Below are 23,402 nucleotides of genomic sequence, written 5' to 3'. Positions count from 1 at the left end.
TGGGCCTGTCGGGCGCTGCCGCTTCGACCGTACCCACGGAGTACCTCGCAGTGTTCGAACGGTGAGCGCAGCAACCGGATCCCATCCGTAGCACGCACTTTCCGACGGCACGTTGGGCGGTCGTGGCCCTGTTGAACAGGTGGGCAGCCGTCCCTGGAGTCGCCAAGCCGACAAGATCACGCACACATGACCGGGTCACCCCACCGGCTTACCCGCGGCCGCACTGACAGGCTGACGACAGCCACGTCGACGTGTCGGCATGTGATGTTTATGGTGTTGCGACCGGCATCGACCCGCATCAATCAGCCTCGACCGCTGGCGGCCACATCGGTTCAGGTGGGACAGACTCCGGCGAGCAGGGTCGGTGGAACAAGATGCGCGTTGGCACCCGGGTTCATGAAGGGGGAGATCAGGTTGGGTGTTTCCAGAGGCTCCGGCGATTACACCGGATCCATGCGGTATCGGATGGGGGCAATAGCCGCAAGTTGCGGCCTGGCGGTACTGCTGCTCGGCGCCTGCAGCGCATCGGTGGGCACGGACGGGGCAACCGGGTCGGTGAGTCCTTCGGGGCTGCCGACGTCGCTGCCCACGGGCCTGCCGACAGCCCTCCCGTCCATTTCGGTGTCGCTGCCGGGTGGCGGGGATGTGGCCACGGGCAGCGATGCCCTGAAGGCGGCAAACATCCCAGCGGACTTCCCGATCCCACCAGGGGTCAAGGTGGAAACCGGTACGTCCAGGAACAACGAGTCCACGGTCACCCTGACCGGTGTTTCCGACAGCGCGGTGGCGGCCTTTTACCGCACGGCACTGCCAGCCGCCGGCTATACGATCACCAGCGACAACCAGATATCCGGCCTCGTGGCCTCGCTCGGTTTCGAAGGTCATGGTCTGACCGGGACCATCGGTGCGGCCGGGATCGGAACAACCAACGGCGCGATACTTACCTTCAGGAGGAAGTAAGCCGGATCCCGCTCCGAGCCCGGCAGCTTTCCAGGCCCACGGCTACGCGGTGATGACGACCAACACGGCCAGCGCCACGCTGCCGCCCCCGTCACAGCCGTCGGACAGCCGCCGGGCACCCAACCCCGCCGACTTCGGGCAGGGTCGACCCGAATATCATTTCGCGCTCATCAGGGCGTCCAGCATCCCGTGCAGATGTGCCACCGCCCATTCGATGTCGAAGTACTTGTACTGGCCGGCTCGCGACTCGGCCGCAAGCACGCCACAACGGTGCACTTTGTGGAAGTCGCCGTACGGGAACTTGTACCGTTCCTTGTTGTCCTCGTCCTCCTCCTCGGAGATTCCCAGGTACCATTTCTGATATTCACTGAAACCGTGTTCGGCTATGAACTCGTTCTCCTGCCGCGACGAGGGCCGATGCTCGCTCCAGTCGTCTCGTTCGTCGAGCACCACGGCACCGTTGTCGATCAGCCTTCTCGCGTGCTCGTAGGACCGGCGGCTCAACCTCACGGCCATAATCTCCTCCAGATCATTCTCGAGGGCGGACCGGTACACGGGGCCGGCTACGCCGACGGCCCGTCCAAACGGCCGTACCCGATCTGTCGGCATCGACACCGACGTGCCGCCCAGCCACTGGCGAGGCGCCCCGGCCGGCGAGGCTGCTCGGCCGGCGAGGCGGCTCGGCCGGCACGCCCTGGGGCTGATTCGTCGCCGCCAATGATCCAGACGGCGGACGGCGGACGAGGGGCGCCGGACGACAGACGGCTCAGGCCGTGGTCGGCGGCGTGGTTCCTGAGCCCGCAGCCGCGGCCCCGGCAAGTCGGCGAGCCAACCGGGTGATGAAGAACTTCAGGACGGCCGCCAGTATCGCTCCCGTCCCCGGCACGAGCGGAACAAAGTTGCCCTGCCACACGATCTCGGTACCGCCATCCACCGGTGTCAGATCCACCGTTTCCAGGTAGTCCCGCACCGGCAGACCCGAACGGATCCGGTAGGCATGCCTACGAGCCGGGACGTGCTCAACGATCTCTTCGCGGGCGATCAAGGGTGGCCGACCGGCCCGGCGTACCGCTCCCACTCCGCCCGGCGGGGGCGTACCCTCCCGCTCCCACCAAGATCGCGATATGAACGGACTCGCCCACCGTGACCAACCAGCGCCGTCCGCCAAGAGATCGAACACCGCTGACGGCGTAGCCGCGGAAACCTGGGTCACCACATACGCACGACGCCGGCCGCTCACGACGCCTGCCGCTCAGGCCGCTCGGTTCGCGCCACCAGATCGGTCCCGGAAGCGACGGCCGGCCGCTCCCATACCCGATGGATGCTCACACCTTTACCCTTCGTCAAGAAGATAGACGTCGGCAAGGCACCGCGCAGGTTCCACCGCGACGCTGCCCTACCCCGCCTCACGGCCTGCTTTGATCACGGTCTGTCCTACGCTTCTCCCGTGTCCCACCGATCTTCCACATCCCGCGGATCTCCTACCTCTCACAGGCGACCGGACGTGAGGGCGCAGCTCCCGAGATCGACGATCGCCGTCGCAGCTGCGCGCACGTCACTACCTGCCCTCGTCCAGTCGCCGCCTGCCCTCGTCCGGTGGCCGGAGCCAACAGGCGGACTGCCACGTCTCACGATGGACCGCCTGCGCCAAGGGTCGACGGCGGGTCCAGCCATGCCTTTCCAGATCGGGAATTTTCTCATGATGCGTAACCGGACCGAGACACAACCACGCGACCGGCCGGATACCGTCGGGAATGTCCAGCATGCCTCGGACGGCCTGTTCGCGGAAGAACGACACCCAGCCGCAACCGAGGCCCTCGGCTGTGGCCGCCAGCCACAAATTCTGAATCGCCAGACACACCGAGTACAGCCCCGCGTCGGCAATGGCATGCCGGCCCAGAACAGCAGGTGCGCCACGCTCCCCGTCGTAGGTCACCACGACGGAAAGCGTGGACTCCATAACACCGTCGATCTTGATCCGGGAAAAGCGGGCAGCCTGCTCGCCTGTCAGTGTCGCGGCGAAGACCGCCCGCTCCCGCCTGACATGCTCGTAAAAAGCGCTCCGGATCCGTTCGCTTTCGATCACGATGAAGTCCCACGGCTGGCTCAGCCCGACGCTGGGGGCCGCGTGGGCCGCGGCAAGCACCCGGTCCAGGACTTCGTCCGGGATCGGCGCCCCGGTGAACTGGGCGCGGACGTCGCGTCGCCCATGGATCACGTTGTACAGGTCTACAGGCATGGCAGGCTCCCGCTTGCTGTCCACCACCCGACCGTCGACGGGTGGCACAGATGCGAGGCCGGTCTTCGGACTCTCGGATCAACGCCTGCCCGCCCGGCCTTCCCAGACCACGTGGTCCAGTGGCTGCGCCTACGCGCGTGGACGGCGGCTCCCCGATCACCGCGGCGGGCCCGTGCCGGACTTTCACCGGCTTCCCGATTCTCCCCGGTTTCCCAGTGGCCAAAGGGTGCGCAATCATGGTTTTTCGCACGCCCGGATGACCCAAGGGACCTGGGGCACCTCGCAAACGATGCCACCGCGATCATCTCACGGAACGGACTCGGCGGGGCCTGTTCGCCCCGATCCACCAGAACCACTGGCTGGACAACGACGTGTCCTGGATCAGTCGGGGCGAGTGGAAGGCGCGTACCGGCGGGCGGGGTCGCCGATCTCAGGCAGAACAGGTCCGTACCACCCAGGCCGCAGTAGCCGTTGGGGACCTTGTACAGGTACTGCTGGTGGCGCCGATCACCGAGACAGCTGCGATCAGGACCGGTAGACCTCCCTGCGGTGCCCCACCCGAACCACCGTCACGACGATGCGCCCCTCGTCCACCAGGTAGACCACCCGGTAGTCCCCGACCCTCAGGCGCAACATCCCCGATGGCTCGCCAACCAGCGCACGCGCACCAGCCGGACGTGGGTCGTCCGCCAGCCGAGTCACCGCAAGCAACACCCGACGAGCCGCAGTCCTGTCCAACTTGCGCAGTTCACGCAGCGCCCGCGTCGTCCACTCGACCTCGTACTTCACCGTCAGGTCAGGCCGAACTCCGCCATCACGTCCCGATGCGGCACTCGGGGCTCGCTGGAGGCGAGCGCCTCCCTCGCGGCGACGAGATCAGACTCGTCCTCGGCCTCTTCCAGATCCCGCAGGTCCTCGATCGAAATGACCGCAGCGACCGCGCGACCGTGACGGGTGAGCACAATCCTCTCGTGGGTGTGCTCCGCCTTGGACACAATCTCACCGAGGTGGTCCCGCGCCTGACTGATCGACATCTCACTCACACCCCGAATTGTACAAAACGGGGAGCGGACGCGCTCGACGAAGAACCTGGACGAGCGCCGACCGACCAAAAACTCCCAGCGGCCAGCGCCCTGGCGTCAGCCGGCGTCGGCCGAGGCCACGCCCACCGGGCAGGACACCCCCGTGCCGCCGAGGCCGCAGTAACCGTTCGGGTTCTTACTGTCCGAAAGGTACTGCTGGTGGTAGTCCTCCGCGAAGTAGAACGGCCCGGCCGGGGCGATCTCCGTGGTGATCGGGCCAAAACCGGCCGTGTCGAGGACGGCCTGGAAGGCGTCCCGACTACGCAGCGCCGCTGCAAGCTGTTCGTCCGAGAAAGTGTAGATCGCCGAACGGTACTGGGTGCCGACGTCGTTGCCCTGGCGCATGCCCTGGGTCGGGTTGTGCGCCTCCCAGAAGACCTTCAGCAGGTTCTCGAAGCTCACCACGGCGGGGTCGAACACCACCTGCACAGCCTCGGTGTGCCCGGTCAGACCCGAACAGGTCTCCTCATACGTCGGATTCGGCGTGATTCCGCCCGCATACCCGACCGCGGTCGAGTACACCCCCGGGGTCTGCCAGAACTTCCGCTCTGCGCCCCAGAAGCAGCCAAGCCCGAACACGGCGATCTCCAGCCCCGCCGGGAAAGGCCCCTGCAACGGCGTACCGAGGACGGCGTGCCGCTCCGGCACGGCGAAAGCCGATATCCGACGACCGGGCAACACCTGCTCGGCGGTGGGTAGGGCCGACTTGTGACGAGCGAAGATCATGACTGAAAACCTCCGGGATTCGGAACGGTCGAAGGCGGCGCGAAAGAACATGATCGCGCCGCCTTCGACCCACTGGCGGCAGAGCCTGAAACGTCAACCGCATCCGTCCCCGGTACGTTCCCCGACTCCCGTGATTGTCCACCCGGGATCCAGCGCGGATGTCCGCGCGGATGTCCGCCCGCACGGCTGGCCACGCCGGCAGCCATGTTGACCATGCCTGCAAGCCATGGTGGCTGTGGCGGCAAACAATCGTGGCCGACCAGGCGGACGTCCCCGCGAGGACTACAGAACGAGATCCTCCAGCATGGTGGTGACCAGCGCGGCGATGGGCGACCGCTCGGAACGGGTAAGCGTGATGTGCGCGAACAGCGGATGACCCTTCAGGGTCTCGATCACAGAGGCGACCCCGTCATGCCGACCCACTCGCAGATTGTCACGCTGCGCAACATCGTGCGTCAGTACGACCCGTGACCCCTGCCCCAGCCGCGACAGCACGGTCAGCAACACGCCGCGTTCCAGTGATTGCGCCTCGTCCACTATGACGAACGCATCATGCAGCGACCGGCCACGGATGTGCGTCAGCGGCAGCACTTCGAGCATGCCACGGTCGGCGATCTCCTCGATGACCTCCGGGGAGACCAGCGCGCCAAGCGTGTCGAAGACGGCCTGCGCCCAGGGCGCCATCTTCTCGTTCTCGCTGCCCGGGAGGTAGCCGAGGTCCTGGCCGCCAACCGCATACAGAGGCCGGAACACCACAACCCGCCGGTGCAGCCGGCGTTCCATCACCGCTTCGAGGCCGGCGCACAACGCCAGCGCAGACTTGCCGGTACCGGCCCGTCCACCGAGGGAGATGATCCCGATGTCGGGGTCGAGCAGCAGGTCGAGCGCGACGCGCTGTTCCGCGGATCGCCCGTGCAGGCCGAACGCCTCCCGGTCACCTCGAACCAGGCGCACCTTCTTGTCCGCGGTCACCCGGCCCAGCGCGGAGGCACTGCCACCGGACGCGGTAAGCACCAGTCCCGTGTGGCACGGCATTCCGGCCGCCTCCGGGATCTCGACGGTCTCGCGGGCGTAGAGCCGGTCCAGATCGTCCTGGGTGGCGGTGAGCTCCGCCATGCCGCTCCAGCCCGAGTCCACCGGCGTCTGCGCCCGGTACTCCTCGGCGGAGAGCCCGACCGCGGATGCCTTCACCCGCAGCGGCAGGTCCTTCGTGACCAGGACGACATCGTTGCCCTCCCGGGCAAGGTTGAGCGCGACAGCAAGAATGCGCGAGTCGTTGTCATCCACCCGGAACCCCGGTGGGAGTACCGACGAGTCGGTGTGGTTGAGCTCGACCCGCAGCGTTCCACCGTCGTCCAACGGCAATGGCTGGTCCAGTCGACCATGGCGGATTCGTAGATCGTCGAGGAGGCGAAGGGCTTCGCGGGCAAACCAGCCCAGTTCGGGGTGGTTCCGCTTTCCTTCCAGCTCCCCTACAACTACCAAAGGAAGCACTACATTGTGCTCCGCAAACCGCAGCAGCGCACCAGGATCAGACAGGAGCACGCTTGTGTCGACGACATGCGTTCGTGGCACACGCCCACCCGCTTATTCGGAGGAAGTCCGGGACCGGGCCCCTCTGGGGAGGCCGGGTACCGACCTCCTGGCGTTGTCGCGAATGCGGCACCGAGGGGCCTCCCGAGTGGCCCGGCCCAGTGCCGGACCACGACTTGAGCCATCTGGATCCGCTCGGTGGATCGCCGTTCCGCGACGCCCACCCGGCGTACCCAGGGCCACACGTTAGCTCCCCCGCCACGAAAGCGCGACCATCTTTGCACAACACGTTCAGCAACAGTCACCGACCGTATAGTGACGGCCAGCGGGAAACCGCTTGCACTTCAGCCACAATCGATGATCGCCTTCTCTGGACCGTGCGACAGAAGACAACTATGTGTCCCTGCGTTCGTATCCCCACGTTTCCCTGCGTTCACGTGGCCGGCATCTCGGTCGGAGAACGGACGGCCACGACGACAGGCCACGACGACATTTGCGCCGGACAGGACAAGTCGCCAGACATGACAGTGACAACAGACACGACAGCGGCAAGCAGACAGTCGGTACGACAGGCGTCAGAACATCGACAAGCCGTGACGACAGCGGTCGGGTCGACGTCCGTGGCACATACCGGACGCCGACCCGACCGTCTCCAGCTCCAGCCATAACCGTTGGATGACCTTGGTTACGGCAGTGGACCCTGGACAGAGGGCCCAAGGCGGCGCGATCATGCTTTTTTCGCGCTCAGGATCGCTATGGGGTGATTGTCACCACGTACGTGGCCGCAGCCACCCCTGCCCCTGGGAAGCGGGACCCATCGGCCCCGGCATCCCCCGAAATCAGTCCTTCAGGCGGCCGACCAGTGCCTCCTGCTCGGCCCACAACTCGGCCGGAAGCGCATTGCCGAAGGTCCGGTAGTGCTCGGGGATCAGCTCTGCCTCCTGCTTCCACAGCTCGGTGTCGAGGGTGAGCAGCTCCGCAAGATCTTCAGCGGGGACGTCGAGCCCATCGGTGGGCAGGGCCTCGGGCGTGGGCAGGGTGCCCAGCGCGGTCTCCACACCCTCGGCATCGCCTTCGAGCCGACCGACGATCCAGGCCAGGACCCGGCTGTTCTCACCGAAACCCGGCCACAGGAAGCGACCCTGCGCGTTCTTGCGGAACCAGTTGACGTAGTAGATCCGCGGGAGCTTCTCCGGGTCGGCCTGACGGCCGATCGACAGCCAGTGCGCGAAGTAGTCGGCCATGTTGTAGCCACAGAAGGGCAACATCGCGAACGGGTCACGCCGCAGTTTGCCGATCGCGCCGGCCTGTGCCGCGGTCGTCTCCGAGGCGACGATCGACCCGAAGAACACCCCGCGCTGCCAGGTCGGCGCCTCGGTCACCAGCGGAACCGCGCTCGCCCGGCGCCCGCCGAACAGGATCGCCGAAATCGGGACACCCTTCGGGTCCTGCCACTCCGGCGCAATCGTCGGGCACTGGCTCGCCGGCACGGTGAAGCGGGCGTTGGGGTGCGCAGCCGGTTCGGTGGACTCCGGCGTCCAGTCCCGGCCCTTCCAGTCCACCAGGTGAGCCGGCTTGTCCTTGGTCAGCCCCTCCCACCACACGTCACTGTCGTCGGTGCGGGCGACATTGGTGAAGACCGTGTTGCCCCACAGGGTCGCGACCGCGTTCGGATTGGTCTCCGCGCCCGTGCCGGGTGCCACCCCGAAGAAACCGGCCTCGGGATTCACCGCGTAGAGCCGGCCGTCCTCCCCGAACCGCATCCAGGCGATGTCGTCACCGACGGTCTCGGCCTTCCAGCCCGGCAACGTGGGAATAAGCATTGCCAGGTTGGTCTTGCCGCAGGCCGACGGGAATGCCGCCGCGATGAAGTGGACCTTGCCCGCAGGCGAGGTGAGCTTGAGGATGAGCATGTGCTCGGCCAGCCAGCCCTCGTCCCGCGCCATTACCGAGGCGATCCGCAGTGCATAGCACTTCTTGCCGAGCAGGGCATTACCCCCATAACCCGAGCCATAGGACCAGATCTCCCGGGTCTCCGGGAAGTGCGTGATGTACTTGGTCGAGTTGCATGGCCACGGCACGTCCGCCTGACCAGGCTCAAGCGGTGCACCCAGCGAATGCACACACGGGACGAAGAAGCCGTCGTCACCCAGCTGTTCGAGAGCGGAGGCACCCATACGCGTCATCGTCCGCATCGACACGGCGACATACGCCGAATCGGTGATCTGAACCCCGAGCGCCGAAATCCGCGAACCTAGCGGACCCATGCAAAACGGGACGACATACATCGTCCGCCCCCGCATGCTGCCTTCGAACAGGCCCCGCAGCTTCACCTTCATCTCGTCCGGATCGGTCCAGTTGTTGGTCGGCCCGGCGTCCGCGGGATCCCGGGAGCAGATAAAGGTACGGTCCTCGACCCGGGCGACGTCGGTGGGATCGGAAGCAGCGTAGAAGCTGCCCGGGCGCTTCTCGGCGTCCAGCGGGACGAACGTGCCTTTGTCGACCAGCAATTGGGCCAGTTCGGCATGCTCCGCGTCAGAGCCGTCACACCACCAGATGCGCTCCGGCTGGGTGAGTTCGGCGATCTCGCGCACCCAGGCAATCAGCCCGGCATGCCTGGTCGGGACGGCGTCCAGCCCCGGAATCTGCGCCGCGGTCGTCACAGCTCCCACCTCCGCTTGAGTCGAGCCCACCACGGCCTCGCCATAGCACCTATGCCCAGTCATGGGAAGGTCCACTCGTGCCCGGGGCCGCGGAACGCATGCGCGGTCACCCCGCAACACTGTGCCCGCAACTCACCGTCCACCACATAGTGGATCAGCCACAGCCATAGCCGATTCGAGGCCGTGTACAGGATCTTTTGACTCTACCGTGGGAGCTTCCGACAGTCGCGCGGTCGAGCCATGGCAATCGGTCAAATCCGCGTGCTTCGAAGTCGGCAAGGAGCCGATCAACAACTCCCACTGGCAACCATGACGGCAGCAAGATACGGTGACCGCGTGACCACGACCGCACCTGGCCGCGACTTCCGTCACCATCCGAACGACCTGGTGCGACCAAGGATGCGCGGATGGTTGCACACAGGCGCCTTCCCAGTCAGCCTGGCACTCGGCGTCATCGCCATTGCGCTGACCACGACGTTCCGTGCACGCGTGGCAGTGGGCATTTATGCGCTAAGCATCGCCATGCTGTTCGGTACGAGCGCGTTGTATCACCGAAAAATGTGGTCAACATCACGTGCGCGATCTCTGATGAAACGACTCGATCATTCTATGATCTTCGTTTTCATCGCTGGAACTTACACGCCGTTGACCTTGCTCGCCCTACCACCGCGGACCGCCAGGACGATACTCACGGTGGTCTGGGGCGGCGCCGCGATCGGTATTGGGCTGCGGATGCTCTGGCTGCACTCGCCGCGCTTCCTGATGGTGCCGCTCTACATCGCCCTGGGCTGGGTGGCGGTCTTCGTCATACCCGAGTTGCTGCACACCGCGGGTGTCGCGACGATGGTTCTGATCCTCGCCGGTGGCGTTCTATACAGCCTCGGGGCATTTGTCTACGCATCCCGACGTCCCAATCCGGCCCCGCAGACGTTCGGCTACCACGAGGTTTTCCACGCATTTACCCTCGTCGCCGCGACGTGTCACTACATCGCCGTCATTCTGGCGATCTACGCGACCTAGCCCGGCGATCTACGTATTCCAGGGGGTCGCCACGTCTGCGTGGCCCGGCACCGGCCAAGTATGCGAATTCACAATTCGGGCCCTTCCGCACGGACCTGTTCGACCTTCTCCATCGCCTCCCGCAGGCGGGCCAACCATGGCTGCGCATTGTCACCGACAAGGCGGACGCACCAGGCCAGCGCGTCGCTTCGGCTGCGCGCGACCCCGGAGTCGACCAGCGTGTCGAGCACATGGCGTTCCGGCTGCCGGAGCCTGGTCATCACCGGAACGGACAACGTGGTGAACAGCTCGGTCGTCCCGCCCGCGGTCGCCCCCCATGCCACCTTGCGCCCGTAGCGCCGCTCGGCCTCCTGGGCAATCGCGATGCGGGCCTCCCTGGTCTGCTCACGAAACCGGCGGATGCGACCCGACTCGGCGGCGGCCGTCGCGGCGAGATCGTCGGTCTCCAGCTCCGGCGCGGGGATCGTCCCCACGAGCACGATCTCGTCCCGGTCGACGGTCACCGCCGCGGGGGCGGTGAACCAGCCGTCGGGGAGCCTCCCGGAGAACCATGCCGACGCGTCATCCGCGGGCGGCGCCTGCTCACGCTCGCCCCAACGACCGAAGCCGCGTCCACGCGAACCTGCCATGCCGTGCCTCCTCGTCACCTGCACCCGGTGTGGACTTCCGCGCGTCTCGCACCTTGTTTGATTACACCCTTACACGAGATACGCGGCAACAGATATCAGTCAGGAGACGTCCCCGGGGCATCCACCCAAGGCGCTCAGCCGGTCGACGGCAGGACGAGCCGGACTCCCAACTGGTCACGCACCGCCTCGGCTGTGGTCACCGGCCGTTCGCAGACGAAACCCCGGCACACGTAGACCCCGGCGGAGCTCCGCCCCCGCGCCAGCGGTCCGGACGTGACCACGACCGCGCCCGGCGAGGTGGCCAGCCGGGCCACCCGCTCGAGGTCCGGACGGTTGACGACGGCAACCTCGACAGGTCCGGCCACAAGCGCCTCACCGACCGCCCCGGCCCACCCGGCAAAGGACGCGTTCGCGGCGAGCAGCGGGGTGAGCGTCTCCAGGACGCGCTCGGCAGCCTGCCGATGCTCATACGATGCCGTCAGGGCCGAGTAGGTCAGCAGGGCGCCTGCGACCGCGGCCTGGCCGGACGGCGTCGGTGAGTCCGAGGGGTCCCGTGGCCGGCGCAGCAGCAGCTCGGCGTCGTCGGCGGTGTCGTGGAAACCACCGTCGTCCGCGGTGAAGTACTCGCGAACAACCGCCAGCAGGTCGCCTGCCAGCGCCAGCCACTGTTCGTCCCCGGTGACCTGGTGCAGGACGAGCAAACCCTCGGCGACGTCCCCGTAATCCTCCAGCACCCCGGCGTTCGTCCCGGCACGGCCGTGCCGGCTGGTGCGTCGCAGCCGGCCGTCCACCAGGTGGACATCGCGCAGCAGCGCCGCGGCCCGCGTGGCCGCGGCCACCCACGCCGGCTCGGCCAGCAGCACGCCGGCCTCGGCGAGCGCCGCGATCGCAAGCCCGTTCCAGGCTGCGACGATCTTGTCGTCGCGGGCGGGCTGCGGGCGGGCCGCCCGCGACCGGAAAAGCCGCTCGCGCACCGACGCGAACCTGCCCGGTTCGTCGGAATCCGCCCGCAGCTGCAGCACGGACGTGCCATGCTCGAACGTGCCCGCGGCAGTCACGCCGAACACGCCCGTGGCCCAGGCGCCGTCGTCCGGGCCGAGGACGTCGACGAGCTCGGCCGGCGTCCACACATAGGTGGCGCCCTCCACACTGTGACCGCCGGAGCCATGCCTGTGTGGGTCGGGTTCACCGGGGTCGGGTCCGCCGGACATGACCGTGTCCGCGTCCAGCGCCGAGGCGAACCCGCCTTCGGTGGTGCCCAGGTCGCGCAGCAGGAAGGCTGCGGTCTCCCGGGCGACCCGCTCGGCCAGCGGTGACCCGGTCGCCCGCCACAGGTGCAGGTACACCCGTAGCAGCTGGGCGTTGTCGTAGAGCATCTTCTCGAAGTGCGGGACGGTCCAGGTGGCGTCCACGCTGTAGCGGGCGAACCCGCCCGCGAGCTGATCGTAGATCCCTCCGCGGGCCATCCGCTCGCAGGTGGCGGTGACCATCCGCAGGCTGGCAGCGTCCCCGGTGCGTGCCTGGTGCCGCAGCAGCATCTCCAGCAGAGCGGACGGCGGGAACTTCGGCGCCGACCCGAAACCGGCGTGCTCCGGGTCGAAGGTCCGCGCGACCTTCTCCACCGCGGTGCCGAGCAGTTCGTCGGTGAGCCTGGCCGGCGGGGCACCCGAGCGCAGCGTCATCGCGGCGATCTGGCGTGCGATGTCCGCACCGGAGGCCGCCACCTCGTCACGCCGCGTCCGCCAGGCGTTCGTGACCGCGACAAGAAGCTGCCGGAACGATCCCATCCCCGGCCGCGACACCGGCGGGAAGTACGTACCGGCGAAGAACGGCTCGCCCGCCGGGGTGAGGAATACCGTCATCGGCCAGCCGCCCTGGCCGGTGAGAGCGACGGTGACGTCCATGTAGACGGCGTCGACGTCGGGCCGCTCCTCACGGTCGACCTTGACGTTGACGAAGTGCTCGTTCATGATCGACGCGACGTCGGGGTCCTCGAAGGACTCGTGCGCCATCACATGGCACCAGTGGCAGGAGGCGTAGCCCACCGACAGCAGGACGGGTACGTCCCTGGCGACAGCTTCGGCAAAGGCGTCCGAGCCCCACGGCCACCAGTCGACCGGGTTGTCGGCATGCTGAAGGAGGTACGGCGAGGTCTGGTCGGCTAGACGGTTCGGCATATGCCCAGCATTCCCGTTGCCGGGCCTACTGTCGGGAAGCTCGGCCGGCTTCGAAACCTTGGAACCTGTGTGGTAAAAGCCGACCGGATCGCGACCCGCGCCGTACCCGCCGCGCCGTCCCGCTCACAGTTCTGGTTACGACTGCGGTCGCAGACTCGGCCGGAATCGTGGCAAAGCGCACGAACGGGACGTCACATCCCTTGGCCGCGCCCCCCTCTTCCGACGTCTCCGGATCCGGCTCCTTCCGATCCGGCTTCTTCCGATCCGGCTTCTCCGGCATTATCCTGGTCGTTTTCGCCGTTGTGGTCCCGGTCGTCGCCACGGGCGACGTCTCCCGCCCGCAGCGATCTGATAATCCAGGCCTGGCGGGCCGCGCCCCTGGCCATGACCTACGTCTCGATCCTGGGCTTCACCTCGGCCGTTGTCGCGGTCGCCCACCGGCTCGACCAGGATGCCTACCGGCGTCTTCTGCTGAGCCGGTCCACCAACCTCGCCGGGCTGCGCACGCACCCGCTCTACGTCCTGGTGGCCAGCGTCTTCTGGCTTGAAAGCGGCATGTTCCTACGGTCAGGTGCCGCGGTGGCGGCGGTCCTCGCGCCCCTGGAACGAGCGATTGGATCTCGACCGGCACTCGGCGTGTTCGCATCCGGACACGCCGGGGCGAGCCTGCTCGTCGCCGGCGGGCTGGTGCTGGGCCAGCTCGTCGGGCTCGTCGACGACCACGTCACCGACGCCGTCGACGTCGGCGCCAGCTACGGCCTGATCGCCTGCGCCGCGGTGCTCGCCGCCACAGCGCAGGCCTGCTGGCGGTGGCCGCTGACCGGCGGCGGGCTGGCGGTGCTCGTCCTTGCCGCACTCCACACACCCGACTTCACCGCTGCCGGGCACCTCGTCGCGGCCGGCATCGGCCTGGTCTGCGCCCGATACCTTCCAACCTCAGTATCTTCCGGTCTCGTATCTTCCGGCCTCCCAGCCCCCGTTTCCAGGCTCCGGATAGGCTCAGAACAACGATCGACACCATCCGCGTGAGCCTGCAGCCGGCACCGCTGTCGTGATCCGCGGATTCCCGCAGGGTCCGCGGGACGGGTCGGGTCGGGTCGACCTGAGGATGATGAGACATGACCAGCAGTACCGAGCACAGCAGTACCGAAGGCACCAGTACGAAGGACACCAGTACGAAGGGCGCCGACGCCGAGCACACTGGCACCGGGCGCGACAGCGACACCCGGCCTGCGGGCGCCCAGCCCGCCGCGGGCACAGTCCCGGTCGTGGACCTACCGTTCCGTTATAATGCCCGGCTGGCCGGCGACATCGAGCGCCGTTGGCAGCAGACGTGGTCACAGCGGGGAACGTTCAACTCCCCCAACCCGCGGGGTCCGCTGTCGGACGGTTTCGACGAGGTCACCGGACGTCCGACGTTCTTCATCATGGACATGTTCCCCTACCCGTCCGGTAGCGGTCTGCATGTCGGCCATCCGCTCGGCTACATCGGCACCGACGTGCTCGCCCGCTACCTGCGGATGACTGGTCACCACGTTCTGCACCCGTTCGGTTACGACGCATTCGGCCTGCCGGCCGAGCAGTACGCCATCAACACCGGGCAGCACCCACGGGTCACCACCGAGGCCAACATCGACAACATGCGGCGCCAGCTCGGACGGCTGGGGCTGGGCCACGACGCCCGCCGCGAGATCGCCACCACGGACGTGGAGTACTACCGGTGGACCCAGTGGATCTTCCTGCAGATCTTCAACAGCTGGTACGACGACCAGGCTGACCGCGCCCGCCCGATCGACGAGCTGATCACCGAGTTCTCCGCCGGCACCCGGGCGCCCAGGAGCAGCGCCAACCCGCACAACCGACCATGGTCGGCGCTCAGCCCGACCGAGCGCCGGCAGGTCGTGGACGGGTACCGGCTGGCCTTCATCTCCGAGCAGCTGGTCAACTGGTGTCCCGGCCTCGGCACGGTGCTCGCCAACGAGGAGGTCACCGCCGACGGACGCAGCGACATCGGCAACTATCCGGTCTTCCGCCGCCCGCTGCGCCAGTGGATGATGCGGATCACCGCCTATGCCGAACGCCTGATCGCCGACCTGGACCTGGTCGACTGGCCAGACTCCATCAAGCAGATGCAGCGGAACTGGATCGGGCCGAGCGACGGTGCCACGGTCGAGTTCCCCGCGGTCGGCTCCGACGTCCGCATCGAGGTCTTCACCACCCGTCCCGACACCCTGGCCGGCGCCACCTTCATGGTGCTGGCACCGGAACACCCCCTCGTCGACACGCTGACCGCGCCGACCTGGCCGCCGGGCACGCCGGTCGGCTGGACGTTCGCCGACCCGGTTCCCGGTTTGGAAACCGGACTGCGGGACAGCCCGAAAGCCGGCCGCCCGCAGAACAGTCAGGACAGCCCGGAAGCCGGCCCGGGCGTCCCGGGAACCCTGGGAACTCTGGGAACCGACAGTCGCGGTCCGGCACCGGACGAAGCAGCCTGGACGCCGCGGGCGGCCGTAGCCGCCTATCGGGCATACGCCGCACGCCTGGGCGATCGCCAGCGTGGCACCGACGAGATCCCGCGCACCGGCGTGTTCACCGGCGCGTACGTCACCAACCCGGTCACCGGCAGCGCCATCCCGGTCTTCCTCGCCGACTACGTCCTGATGGGTTACGGGACGGGCGCGATCATGGCTGTTCCCGCGCACGACCAGCGCGACTTCTCCTTCGCCCGCACGCTCGGCCTGTCTGTCCCGGCCGTGCTCGCGCCGAGCGAGGACTGGCGAACCGAGCACAAGGTACCCGCGGGCGCGGCCCCGGACACCTGGCCCGTCGCCTTCGCCGGGGAAGGGGAGTACCTGCCGGCGGCGGGTGTGACGCCGTCCCTGGTCGGACTGTCGAAGCCGGAGGCGATCAAGGCGACGGTCCGCTGGCTGGAGGACGTCGGCGCGGGCCGCGCGGCCCGCTCCTACCGGCTGCGGGACTGGCTGTTCTCCCGGCAGCGGTACTGGGGCGAGCCGTTCCCGATCGTGTTCGACGAGGACGGTCTGCCGATCGCGCTCCCGGACGAGCTGCTGCCCGTCACCCTGCCGGAGATGACCGACTTCCGGCCGGCGGCCATGGCCGACGACGACGTCAGCGATCCGGTCCCCCCGCTGGCGCGGATCACCGACTGGGCCACCGTCACCCTCGACCTGGGCGACGGGCCGAGGACGTACCGGCGCGAGACCAACACCATGCCGCAGTGGGCCGGCTCGTGCTGGTACTACCTGCGTTACCTCGACCCGACGAACAGCGAGCGCTTCGTCGACGCCGAGGTCGAGCGCTACTGGATGCACACCCCGGACGGCCCGCCCGGCGACGGTGGCGTGGGGCTCTACGTCGGCGGTGTCGAACACGCCGTCCTGCACCTGCTGTACGCGCGGTTCTGGCACAAGGTCCTCTACGACCTGGGGCTGGTCTCGACGAAGGAACCGTTCAAGCGGCTGTTCAACCAGGGCTACATCCAGGCGGACGCGTTCACCGACGCCCGCGGCATGTACGTGCCCACGGCCGAGATCGTCCGCACCGCCGACGGCGGGTTCACCCACAACGGTGAGCCGGTGAACCGGCGGTCCGGGAAGATGGGCAAGAGCCTGAAAAACAGCGTCAGCCCGGACGAGATGTACAACGGTTTCGGCGCGGACACCCTGCGGGTCTACGAGATGGCCATGGGCCCGCTGGATGCGGACCGGCCGTGGCACACCGACGACATCGTCGGCTCCCACCGCTTCCTGCAGCGACTGTGGCGCAACATCATCGACGAGGCGACCGGCACGGCGGTCGTCTCCGACGTCCCGCCGGACGCCGAGGCCACCCGGACGCTGCACCGCACGATCCTCGCGGTCCGCGCGGACTACGCGGGCCTGCGTTTCAACACCGCGGTGGCCCGCCTCATCGAGGCGACCAACTTCGTGAGCAAGCACTACGGCGGCTCAGGCGGGCTGCCGCGCGAACTCGCCGAAGCGCTGGTGCTCATGGTCGCCCCGCTGGCCCCGCACATCGCCGAGGAACTGTGGTCGCGGCTGGGTCACGACGGCTCGCTCGCCCTGCATCCCTTCCCGCAGGGGGACGAGTCGCTGGCAGTCGAATCCACGGTGACGCTGCCGGTGCAGGTCAACGGCAAGGTGCGGTTCACCGTCGACGTCCCCGCGGACGCCGACGAGCAGACCGTCCGCGCTGCGGTGACCGACCACGAGGAGTACGCGCGACACACCGCGGACCGGACGGTGAAGCGGCTGATCGTGGTTCCCGGCCGGATCGTCAACATCGCCCTGGGCTGAACCCGGCCTTAGGCTGAATCTGGATGGCGGACGGCTGAGCCCGGGTGGCCGACCGCGTTCGGTGGCCGGCTACGTTCAGTAGCCGTCCGCGGTTCGCTCACCGGAGCAGACCGTCGATCACGGCGGCACGGCGAAGCTACTACGGCGACAGGCGGTGGTAGCGGTCGCGTCGGGCCGCAAGCCTCGTCGCCGGCTCCAGCCCCACGGCGGCCCGCAGGCACCCGGCGGCGGCTTCGGCCAGACCGGCCATCCGCCCGTAGGCGCCCGACGATGTCGCCGTCCCCGGGCCACTGTTCGGACCGCCGTCCGGGCCGGGGACGACCAGATCGACCGCGCCCAGCCGCTGCAGGTCGTGGGCGGTGATCTGCAGGCCGCGGGCCATGCCGGCGGTGTGGCCGACGTCCCGATGCATGATCACCGAAGCGCCCTCGGGCGGCAGTGGAGCGAGCCAGGCGTCCTCGGCGGCGACGACTGTGTCCGCCGGCAGCAGGGCGAGCGCCGCACCGCCCGCACCCTGCCCGAGCAGTACGCTCATCGTGGGTACCGGCGTCGTCAACAATGTTGCCAGACAACGCGCGATCGCCGTGGCGATCCCGCGGCGTTCGGCCGCCTCCGACAGCTCCGCTCCCGGGGTGTCTATGACGGTGAGCACCGGTAACCGTAGGTCCGCGGCCCGTCGCACCGCGTCCCGAGCCGCGTCAAGGTCGTCCACGCCGATGCGCCGATGCCACTGGGCCGCCCTGTCCTGCCCGATGACGACACAGGGTGTCCCCCGCAGCAGGGCGAGCGCGGTGACGATCGGCGTACCGGGAGTGTCCGCAACCTGGCTGCCACCCCGACCCAGCTCGGACGCGCCGAGCAGCGTGACGTCGCTGGCCGCGGCCGCCAGGAACTCGCGCAGGCCGGGGCGGTCGGGCGCGCGGGTGGCCAGCACCGACATCCACGGATCCCGCCCGCTCCTGGACGGCTGAGAGCCGGACAGTTCGATCCCGGACGGCCCGACTCCAGACAGCTTGGTCCCGGACGGTTCCGTTCCGGACGGCTCGGCTCCAGACGGCTCCGGGCGGGCCGGCGGATCCAGGCGGGCCGGCGGATCCGCTTCGCCGTCGCGCCCCGCGGGGGCAACTGCGGTCCCAACCGCAACGACGTTGAGCACTCGCTGGACGCTTTCCCGCAGGTCATCGGGGGTGACGACGGCGTCCACCAGGCCGGCCCGGCGCAGGGTCTCGGGGCTCTGCGCGTCCCGTCCGAGCGTCGTGCCGGTGAGCGCCTCGACGACCCGGGGCCCAAGGAAACCGACCAGCGCCTCGGGCTCGGCGAACGTGACGTGCCCGAGGGAGGCCCAGGAGGCGAGCACTCCCCCGGTCGTCGGATGGCGCAGGTAGACGAGGTAGGGCAGACCGGCCGCCCGGTGCTCGGCGATGGCACTGCTGATCGTCAGCATCTGGAGGAACGCGGGGGTTCCCTCGTGGATCCGGGTACCGCCGCTGGCGGGCAGCGCCAGCAGCGCCCGCCGCTGCGCGGTGGCCCGTTCGATCGCGGCGGTGGCCCGACGCGCCGCGGCCATCCCCACGCTGCCGCCGAGAAAGCCGTATTCGCTGGCCACGACCACGACACGGTGACCGCCAACATGGCCCTCACCGGTGCGGACCGACTCGTCCGCACCGCTGCATTCGGCGGCCCGCGCCAGGTCCCGACCGTAGGCGGCGCTCAGTACCGGCTGCTCGGGGGCGCAATCCCAGCACCTCCACGTACCGGCGTCGAGGAGTCCGTCAAGAAGATCGTCAAGGTGTGGACGCTTCACAATGGACGCTTCACAGTGGACGCGGGTCCTCCTTTGGTAATCACGCCGGAACCCTCCCGCCCTGGCCGTTTTCGAGCGTAACGCGGGACACTATGGCGCGCGATCGTTGAGAAATCAGCAGCTGACGGTCGGTCATACCCTCATCAGCCGCAACAGTTGCGACCCGGACCGACCCAGATACAAAGATCGCATGGATGAGCCGGCGACCGGGTCGGGTATCCGGACCATAGTTATGATCACGATGCTGCCGGAATCGCGATCACCGGGATCGGTCACCATGGGAGAATGGCCTTCCCATCCATGCAGGTAAGCCCCGGATTCGTTCTGCGCGAATCCGACCTGACCTGGAGGTTCTCCCGGTCGAGCGGACCCGGCGGGCAGGGGGTGAACACCTCCGACAGCAGGGTCGAGGTGTCCTTCGACGTCCGCCGCTCGCCGTCCCTACCCGAGCCGCTGCGCGAGCGGGCGCTCGGACGGCTGGAAGGCCGGCTGGTCGACGGCATCCTCACCGTCACGGCCAGCGAACACCGGTCGCAGCTTCGCAACCGGGAGGCCGCCGCGGCCAGGCTGATCACAACTCTGCGCAGGGCAAGCAGTCCCCCGCCGCCCGTACGGCGCCCCACCCGTCCGTCAGCAAGCGCCGTCCAACGGCGCATCGCCGGCAAGAAGCACCGAGCTCAGATCAAGCGTCAACGCCGGGCCGAAGCCGACTGAGCTGAAAGCGTAGGTAGAAACCGCCGCCCCGACGACGAAATCCACCTACAGATACGGAAGCCGTAGGTAGGAACCACTGCCCTGACGACGGTTTTTACCTACGCTCTTGGCGGCGTCCTGCGACAGATACCCGGTTCGGTGCCCCGGCCCGGCCGTCCACATCATGACCGATACGGAACGCGGCTGATCCGGCGCGGGGGCGTTTGAGGGGATACAGCTCCCAGGGGCGCTTACTGGTCGTGCCGGGGCGAGTGTTGGGGCGGGATACCGGTGTCGGAGCCCTGACCGCCGGCCGGCTTGTTCCGATCGGTCGCACGGTCACCGAACCGCCCGTTGGCGACGTTGCCGCGCATCCGGGCCAGGCTGCGCGGCATCATCACGAAAAGACCGACAGCGGCGAGGCCCAGCAGCAGGACGACGAGGAATCCGCCGGCGCCCGCGCTGACCTCGAGCGCGAGGAGCTGCCCAGCGAGAGTCACCCCCGTACCCTACGTCGCTGACCGCCGAGCAGGGCAAACGGCTGGCAAGGCGACGAGAAACGCCGCCGAGCTCCGGCCGGAGCCAGTGGCCTGGCGATCAGGCACCGGCTGGGGTTTAGCGATCAGAGGTCGAACTCGTTGGGATCCAGCCCCACCGCGTAACAGGCGTCGCGGACGACCTGCTGCTCGGACTTGTCGAAGTGACCGTCCGCGCCTCCGATGACGATCCCGATCTGGATCACCGCCCGGGCCTCGGCCGGCTTCTTCTTCGTCCTGCCGATGTCCTGGATGACACCGACCTTGCCGAAGTCGAAGTCGGTCTGCAGCCTGTTGCAGTAGTCGTTGAACTTCTGCTGGAGCTGCTCGGCGGGGAAGTTCTGGAGTACCTCGTTGGAAGCGATGAGCGAGGCGACCTTGCGACGCTCCTCCAGGTCGATGGTCCCGTCGGCGGCGGCCACCAGGGCGCAGATGGCCATGCTGGCATCCCTGAAGGCACCACTCTTCAGATCGTTCTTCTTGGCGTTGAGCTGTTGCTGCATCGATGCGGTACTGGTGCGCAGACGATCCCAGATCGCCATGATGTGATCCCCTCATCAGTCTCAAGGTATACGCGGATTTGGATGCCCACGGTCACGCCCTCCGTCACCAGCAACGACCGATGACGAGCGACCGTGCCCCGACTACGGATGATTTCAGGGTTACCGGCGGATAGATGACAGGTGATCGGTCGACAGCGGTAACCGGTCGACAGCCGGGTATCGCCGAAGTCCCCGAAGCGCTCGGCGGATGTCGTTGAAGGACGACTCAGCGGATGCCGTTGAACAGGTCGTCCTCGGGCAGCATGCCCACCTCGATCAACGACCGGGCAAGCTGGTAGTCCTCGGTGGGCCAGGCCTTCCGCTGGATCTCCAGCGGAACGCGGAACCAGGGTCCGTTCGGGTCGACCTGGGTCGCGTGTGCCAGCAGCGCGCGGTCGCGGGTCTCGAAGAAGTCGCCGCACGGCACTCTGGTGGTGATCCGGCCGGAGTCGTCGGAGCGGTCGACCCACTTCTCCAACATGGCGGCGTATGGTGACTCCCGCCCGCTTGCCTGCATGGCATCGTGCAGGGCGAGCATCCGCTCCTTGTGGAACGTCTGATGGTAGTAGAGCTTGAGAGGCTGCCACGGTGCCACGCCGATGTCCTGGCCCACCTCCCGGTACCGCCCGGGGTCACCCGCGGCCTCGAACGCCTCGATCGTGATCTTGTGGTTCATGATGTGGTCGGGGTGTGGATAACCACCGTTCTCGTCGTAGGTGACCACGACCTGTGGCTGGAACTCGCGCATCAACCTGACCAGCGGTCTGGCCGCGTCGGTGAGGGGCGTGAGCGCGAAACAGCCCTCCAGAAGGGGTGGGAGTGGGTCGCCCTCGGGCAGTCCGGAGTCGAGAAAACCCAGCCAGACCTGTTGGACGCCGAGGATGCGCCGCGCCTCGCCCATCTCGGCCCTGCGCAGCTCGACGAGGCGCTCGTGGACGTCCGGACGGTCCAGGGCGGGGTTGAGGACGGTTCCGGCCTCACCACCGGTACAGGTCACCACGAGGACGTCGGCACCCTCGTGGACGTAACGGGCCATGGTGGCAGCGCCCTTGCTGGACTCGTCGTCGGGGTGGGCATGCACGGCCATGAGTCGCAGGCCACCCCCGTTGATCGCCATGGACATGCGACCATTGTTCCCGATGCCTTCCGTGACCGGCTCCACTACGACGCCACCCGGCTCCCCGACGGGAAAGTCGGGCGTGTTCGCCGTGGCGCGACGCCTCCTGGACATCCCGTGGCTCGGTGGCATCCGGGTCGCCCCCTGGTTCCTGCTGGCGGGGTTCGTCATCGTCGTGGTCGCCGCGGTGGGAGCGGCGTGGATCCAGGGCCATCCGGAGCGCCTGAACTACGGGACCCGCGCCTACCGGATCGCTCCGACGCAGGCCCAGCTGACCTTCGATGTGGAAAAGTCACCCAACGCCGTGGCACAATGCACTGTCCGCGCACGCTCCCGGGATAACGAGGTCGTCGGCCGGCGCACCGACATCGTTGTCGGTCCGGCTACGGACGGCCAGCGGGTCATGACCACAACGGTCGTACTCGCTACGTCCCGGGAAGCGAACGTGGTCGAGGTCGAGGACTGTCAGATCGCCCGCGCCGGCTGACAACCGCTCGGGCCACTGGTGTGCGACCAGGGCGCGGCCGATTCCCGGTTCGCCTCGCACGGCAAGCAGCGGCGCTTGCTCACGCTGTTCCGACTCGAATGCCAACTGTTAAGCTGGGCGTTTGCCCCCGTCCCATCATCTCGTGATCCGCCCTCGACCAACCGTGCATCCCGTAGTTTCCGAGCACCCGACCCACTGTCCCTGTCCAGGGGCCCCCGTATGGGCCCGACGAGGCCGAACCGAGATACGACCGACTTCACCGCGGGTCGGTCGTATGCGTCGTGTGGCCGTCGAAGTACGAGCGTCCGGAGGATGAGCGATCATGGTTCTTCCCGTGTCTCCGGGCCTCTTCAGGAATCTAGGAGCGTGACGCGTGTCGCAGCAGACGTGGCTGACCCAGGAGGCGTACGACCGGCTCCGCGGGGAGCTCGACCACCTCACCGGGACCGGTCGTGTCGAGATCGCCAACAAGATCGAAGCTGCCCGCGAGGAGGGCGACCTCAAGGAGAACGGCGGCTACCACGCGGCCAAGGAAGAGCAGGGCAAGATGGAGTCGCGCATCCGGCAGCTCACCGACCTGCTGCGTGACGCCCGGGTCGGGCAGGCTCCGCAGTTCAACGGTGCGGCAGGTCCGGGCACCGTGGTCGATGTGCGCTTCGCCGGGGACGACGGCACGGAGAAGTTCCTGATCGGGTCCAGAGAGGACCACAGCACGTCGCTGGAGGTGTACTCGGCCCAGTCGCCGCTCGGCGGAGCCGTGACCGGCCACAAGGCGGGTGACACCGTCACCTACACCCTGCCCAACGGCCGTTCGGCCACCGTTGAGATCGTCGCGGTGGAGCCGTACTCCCACTGACGTACCCCGGCCGACCGGCCGG

The 23,402-nt window shown here is 68.0% G+C and carries 21 protein-coding genes and 1 riboswitch; of the genes, 7 read left to right on the top strand and 14 right to left on the bottom strand.

From position 1 onward, the window contains the following. Nucleotides 1-414: 414 nt before the first annotated feature. Nucleotides 415-960, top strand: a complete 546-nt coding sequence (locus tag CV1CTNOD_RS04060; protein WP_207386168.1) for a hypothetical protein — start codon at nucleotides 415-417, stop codon at nucleotides 958-960. Nucleotides 961-1,116: 156 nt separating this feature from the next. On the opposite strand, the gene CV1CTNOD_RS04055 is transcribed toward CV1CTNOD_RS04060, so the two are convergent. From CV1CTNOD_RS04055 to CV1CTNOD_RS04020, 8 genes are all read right to left on the bottom strand, one after another. After that, on the bottom strand, nucleotides 1,117-1,476 hold the full coding sequence (locus CV1CTNOD_RS04055; RefSeq protein ID WP_131784811.1) for a hypothetical protein: 360 nt from the start codon (nucleotides 1,474-1,476) through the stop codon (nucleotides 1,117-1,119). A 250-nt stretch (nucleotides 1,477-1,726) separates the two neighbouring features. Next, nucleotides 1,727-2,200 carry an SRPBCC family protein gene (locus CV1CTNOD_RS04050; RefSeq protein WP_131784810.1) on the bottom strand — a complete coding sequence of 158 codons (474 nt, stop codon included), beginning with the start codon at nucleotides 2,198-2,200 and terminating at the stop codon, nucleotides 1,727-1,729. Between the two features lie 318 nt (nucleotides 2,201-2,518). Continuing rightward, entirely contained in the window at nucleotides 2,519-3,199 is a 681-nt protein-coding gene (bluB, locus tag CV1CTNOD_RS04045) for a 5,6-dimethylbenzimidazole synthase (RefSeq protein ID WP_131784809.1), read from the bottom strand. A 39-nt stretch (nucleotides 3,200-3,238) separates the two neighbouring features. Beyond that, nucleotides 3,239-3,437, bottom strand: a riboswitch (cobalamin riboswitch). Between the two features lie 287 nt (nucleotides 3,438-3,724). After that, nucleotides 3,725-3,988 (bottom strand): type II toxin-antitoxin system RelE family toxin, encoded by a 264-nt coding sequence (locus CV1CTNOD_RS04040; protein WP_131784808.1) that lies wholly within the window; start codon nucleotides 3,986-3,988, stop codon nucleotides 3,725-3,727. A 2-nt stretch (nucleotides 3,989-3,990) separates the two neighbouring features. Further along, nucleotides 3,991-4,233 (bottom strand): type II toxin-antitoxin system Phd/YefM family antitoxin, encoded by a 243-nt coding sequence (locus tag CV1CTNOD_RS04035; RefSeq protein ID WP_131784807.1) that lies wholly within the window; start codon nucleotides 4,231-4,233, stop codon nucleotides 3,991-3,993. A gap of 105 nt (nucleotides 4,234-4,338) precedes the next feature. Further along, nucleotides 4,339-5,007: a peptide-methionine (S)-S-oxide reductase MsrA gene (gene msrA, locus CV1CTNOD_RS04030; protein WP_131784806.1), complete on the bottom strand. Its 669-nt coding sequence runs from the start codon at nucleotides 5,005-5,007 to the stop codon at nucleotides 4,339-4,341. Nucleotides 5,008-5,289: 282 nt separating this feature from the next. Beyond that, nucleotides 5,290-6,582, bottom strand: coding sequence for a PhoH family protein (locus CV1CTNOD_RS04025; protein ID WP_131784805.1), 1,293 nt, complete (start codon nucleotides 6,580-6,582; stop codon nucleotides 5,290-5,292). A gap of 797 nt (nucleotides 6,583-7,379) precedes the next feature. Further along, nucleotides 7,380-9,203, bottom strand: a complete 1,824-nt coding sequence (locus tag CV1CTNOD_RS04020; RefSeq protein WP_131784804.1) for a phosphoenolpyruvate carboxykinase (GTP) — start codon at nucleotides 9,201-9,203, stop codon at nucleotides 7,380-7,382. A gap of 336 nt (nucleotides 9,204-9,539) precedes the next feature. Here CV1CTNOD_RS04020 and trhA point away from each other — a divergent pair, with 336 nt between their 5' ends. Beyond that, nucleotides 9,540-10,223: a PAQR family membrane homeostasis protein TrhA gene (gene trhA / locus CV1CTNOD_RS04015; protein ID WP_131784803.1), complete on the top strand. Its 684-nt coding sequence runs from the start codon at nucleotides 9,540-9,542 to the stop codon at nucleotides 10,221-10,223. A gap of 68 nt (nucleotides 10,224-10,291) precedes the next feature. Here the strand turns inward: trhA and CV1CTNOD_RS04010 are convergent, their stop codons facing one another. Beyond that, nucleotides 10,292-10,852, bottom strand: coding sequence for a hypothetical protein (locus CV1CTNOD_RS04010; protein ID WP_131784802.1), 561 nt, complete (start codon nucleotides 10,850-10,852; stop codon nucleotides 10,292-10,294). A gap of 134 nt (nucleotides 10,853-10,986) precedes the next feature. Further along, nucleotides 10,987-13,029: a thioredoxin domain-containing protein gene (locus CV1CTNOD_RS04005; RefSeq protein WP_131784801.1), complete on the bottom strand. Its 2,043-nt coding sequence runs from the start codon at nucleotides 13,027-13,029 to the stop codon at nucleotides 10,987-10,989. Between CV1CTNOD_RS04005 and CV1CTNOD_RS27615 the strand changes: the two genes are divergently transcribed. Then, on the top strand, nucleotides 13,030-14,058 hold the full coding sequence (locus CV1CTNOD_RS27615) for a rhomboid-like protein (protein WP_347402886.1): 1,029 nt from the start codon (nucleotides 13,030-13,032) through the stop codon (nucleotides 14,056-14,058). Between the two features lie 89 nt (nucleotides 14,059-14,147). Further along, nucleotides 14,148-17,345 carry a leucine--tRNA ligase gene (locus tag CV1CTNOD_RS03995; protein WP_131784799.1) on the top strand — a complete coding sequence of 1,066 codons (3,198 nt, stop codon included), beginning with the start codon at nucleotides 14,148-14,150 and terminating at the stop codon, nucleotides 17,343-17,345. A 139-nt stretch (nucleotides 17,346-17,484) separates the two neighbouring features. On the opposite strand, the gene CV1CTNOD_RS25385 is transcribed toward CV1CTNOD_RS03995, so the two are convergent. After that, the gene (locus tag CV1CTNOD_RS25385; RefSeq protein ID WP_131784798.1) at nucleotides 17,485-19,149 is read right to left on the bottom strand and encodes a carboxyl transferase domain-containing protein; all 1,665 of its coding nucleotides are present in this window, start codon (nucleotides 19,147-19,149) and stop codon (nucleotides 17,485-17,487) included. Nucleotides 19,150-19,449: 300 nt separating this feature from the next. Between CV1CTNOD_RS25385 and arfB the strand changes: the two genes are divergently transcribed. After that, nucleotides 19,450-19,863, top strand: coding sequence for an alternative ribosome rescue aminoacyl-tRNA hydrolase ArfB (gene arfB / locus CV1CTNOD_RS03985; protein ID WP_131784857.1), 414 nt, complete (start codon nucleotides 19,450-19,452; stop codon nucleotides 19,861-19,863). Between the two features lie 230 nt (nucleotides 19,864-20,093). Here the strand turns inward: arfB and CV1CTNOD_RS03980 are convergent, their stop codons facing one another. From CV1CTNOD_RS03980 to mca, 3 genes are all read right to left on the bottom strand, one after another. Then, a complete protein-coding gene (locus CV1CTNOD_RS03980) occupies nucleotides 20,094-20,342 on the bottom strand; it encodes a hypothetical protein (protein WP_131784797.1) in 249 nt (82 codons plus the stop codon). Between the two features lie 122 nt (nucleotides 20,343-20,464). Further along, nucleotides 20,465-20,920, bottom strand: a complete 456-nt coding sequence (locus CV1CTNOD_RS03975; RefSeq protein ID WP_131784796.1) for a tellurite resistance TerB family protein — start codon at nucleotides 20,918-20,920, stop codon at nucleotides 20,465-20,467. Nucleotides 20,921-21,146: 226 nt separating this feature from the next. Next, nucleotides 21,147-22,043, bottom strand: a complete 897-nt coding sequence (gene mca / locus CV1CTNOD_RS03970) for a mycothiol conjugate amidase Mca (RefSeq protein ID WP_131784795.1) — start codon at nucleotides 22,041-22,043, stop codon at nucleotides 21,147-21,149. A gap of 25 nt (nucleotides 22,044-22,068) precedes the next feature. Between mca and CV1CTNOD_RS03965 the strand changes: the two genes are divergently transcribed. Together CV1CTNOD_RS03965 and greA are read left to right on the top strand one after the other, a co-directional pair. After that, nucleotides 22,069-22,524: a DUF4307 domain-containing protein gene (locus CV1CTNOD_RS03965; RefSeq protein WP_165034737.1), complete on the top strand. Its 456-nt coding sequence runs from the start codon at nucleotides 22,069-22,071 to the stop codon at nucleotides 22,522-22,524. A gap of 373 nt (nucleotides 22,525-22,897) precedes the next feature. Continuing rightward, entirely contained in the window at nucleotides 22,898-23,380 is a 483-nt protein-coding gene (gene greA / locus CV1CTNOD_RS03960) for a transcription elongation factor GreA (RefSeq protein ID WP_131784794.1), read from the top strand. Nucleotides 23,381-23,402: the final 22 nt, after the last annotated feature.

This window comes from Protofrankia symbiont of Coriaria ruscifolia, from assembly GCF_900634745.1.
Lineage (GTDB): Bacteria > Actinomycetota > Actinomycetes > Frankiales > Frankiaceae > Protofrankia > Protofrankia californiensis.
This window is presented reverse-complemented; position numbering and strand designations above follow the sequence as displayed.

What these genes read in the sequence shown, in the direction of transcription:
- CV1CTNOD_RS04055 (WP_131784811.1), bottom strand. Translation starts at nt 1,476, where the DNA reads ATGGCCGTGAGGTTGAGCCGCCGGTCCTACGAGCACGCGAGAAGGCTG.
- bluB (WP_131784809.1), bottom strand. Translation starts at nt 3,199, where the DNA reads ATGCCTGTAGACCTGTACAACGTGATCCATGGGCGACGCGACGTCCGC.
- CV1CTNOD_RS04035 (WP_131784807.1), bottom strand. Translation starts at nt 4,233, where the DNA reads ATGTCGATCAGTCAGGCGCGGGACCACCTCGGTGAGATTGTGTCCAAG.
- msrA (WP_131784806.1), bottom strand. Translation starts at nt 5,007, where the DNA reads ATGATCTTCGCTCGTCACAAGTCGGCCCTACCCACCGCCGAGCAGGTG.
- CV1CTNOD_RS04010 (WP_131784802.1), bottom strand. Translation starts at nt 10,852, where the DNA reads ATGGCAGGTTCGCGTGGACGCGGCTTCGGTCGTTGGGGCGAGCGTGAG.
- CV1CTNOD_RS04005 (WP_131784801.1), bottom strand. Translation starts at nt 13,029, where the DNA reads ATGCCGAACCGTCTAGCCGACCAGACCTCGCCGTACCTCCTTCAGCAT.
- CV1CTNOD_RS27615 (WP_347402886.1), top strand. Translation starts at nt 13,030, where the DNA reads ATGCCCAGCATTCCCGTTGCCGGGCCTACTGTCGGGAAGCTCGGCCGG.
- CV1CTNOD_RS03995 (WP_131784799.1), top strand. Translation starts at nt 14,148, where the DNA reads ATGACCAGCAGTACCGAGCACAGCAGTACCGAAGGCACCAGTACGAAG.
- arfB (WP_131784857.1), top strand. Translation starts at nt 19,450, where the DNA reads ATGCAGGTAAGCCCCGGATTCGTTCTGCGCGAATCCGACCTGACCTGG.
- CV1CTNOD_RS03975 (WP_131784796.1), bottom strand. Translation starts at nt 20,920, where the DNA reads ATGGCGATCTGGGATCGTCTGCGCACCAGTACCGCATCGATGCAGCAA.
- mca (WP_131784795.1), bottom strand. Translation starts at nt 22,043, where the DNA reads ATGTCCATGGCGATCAACGGGGGTGGCCTGCGACTCATGGCCGTGCAT.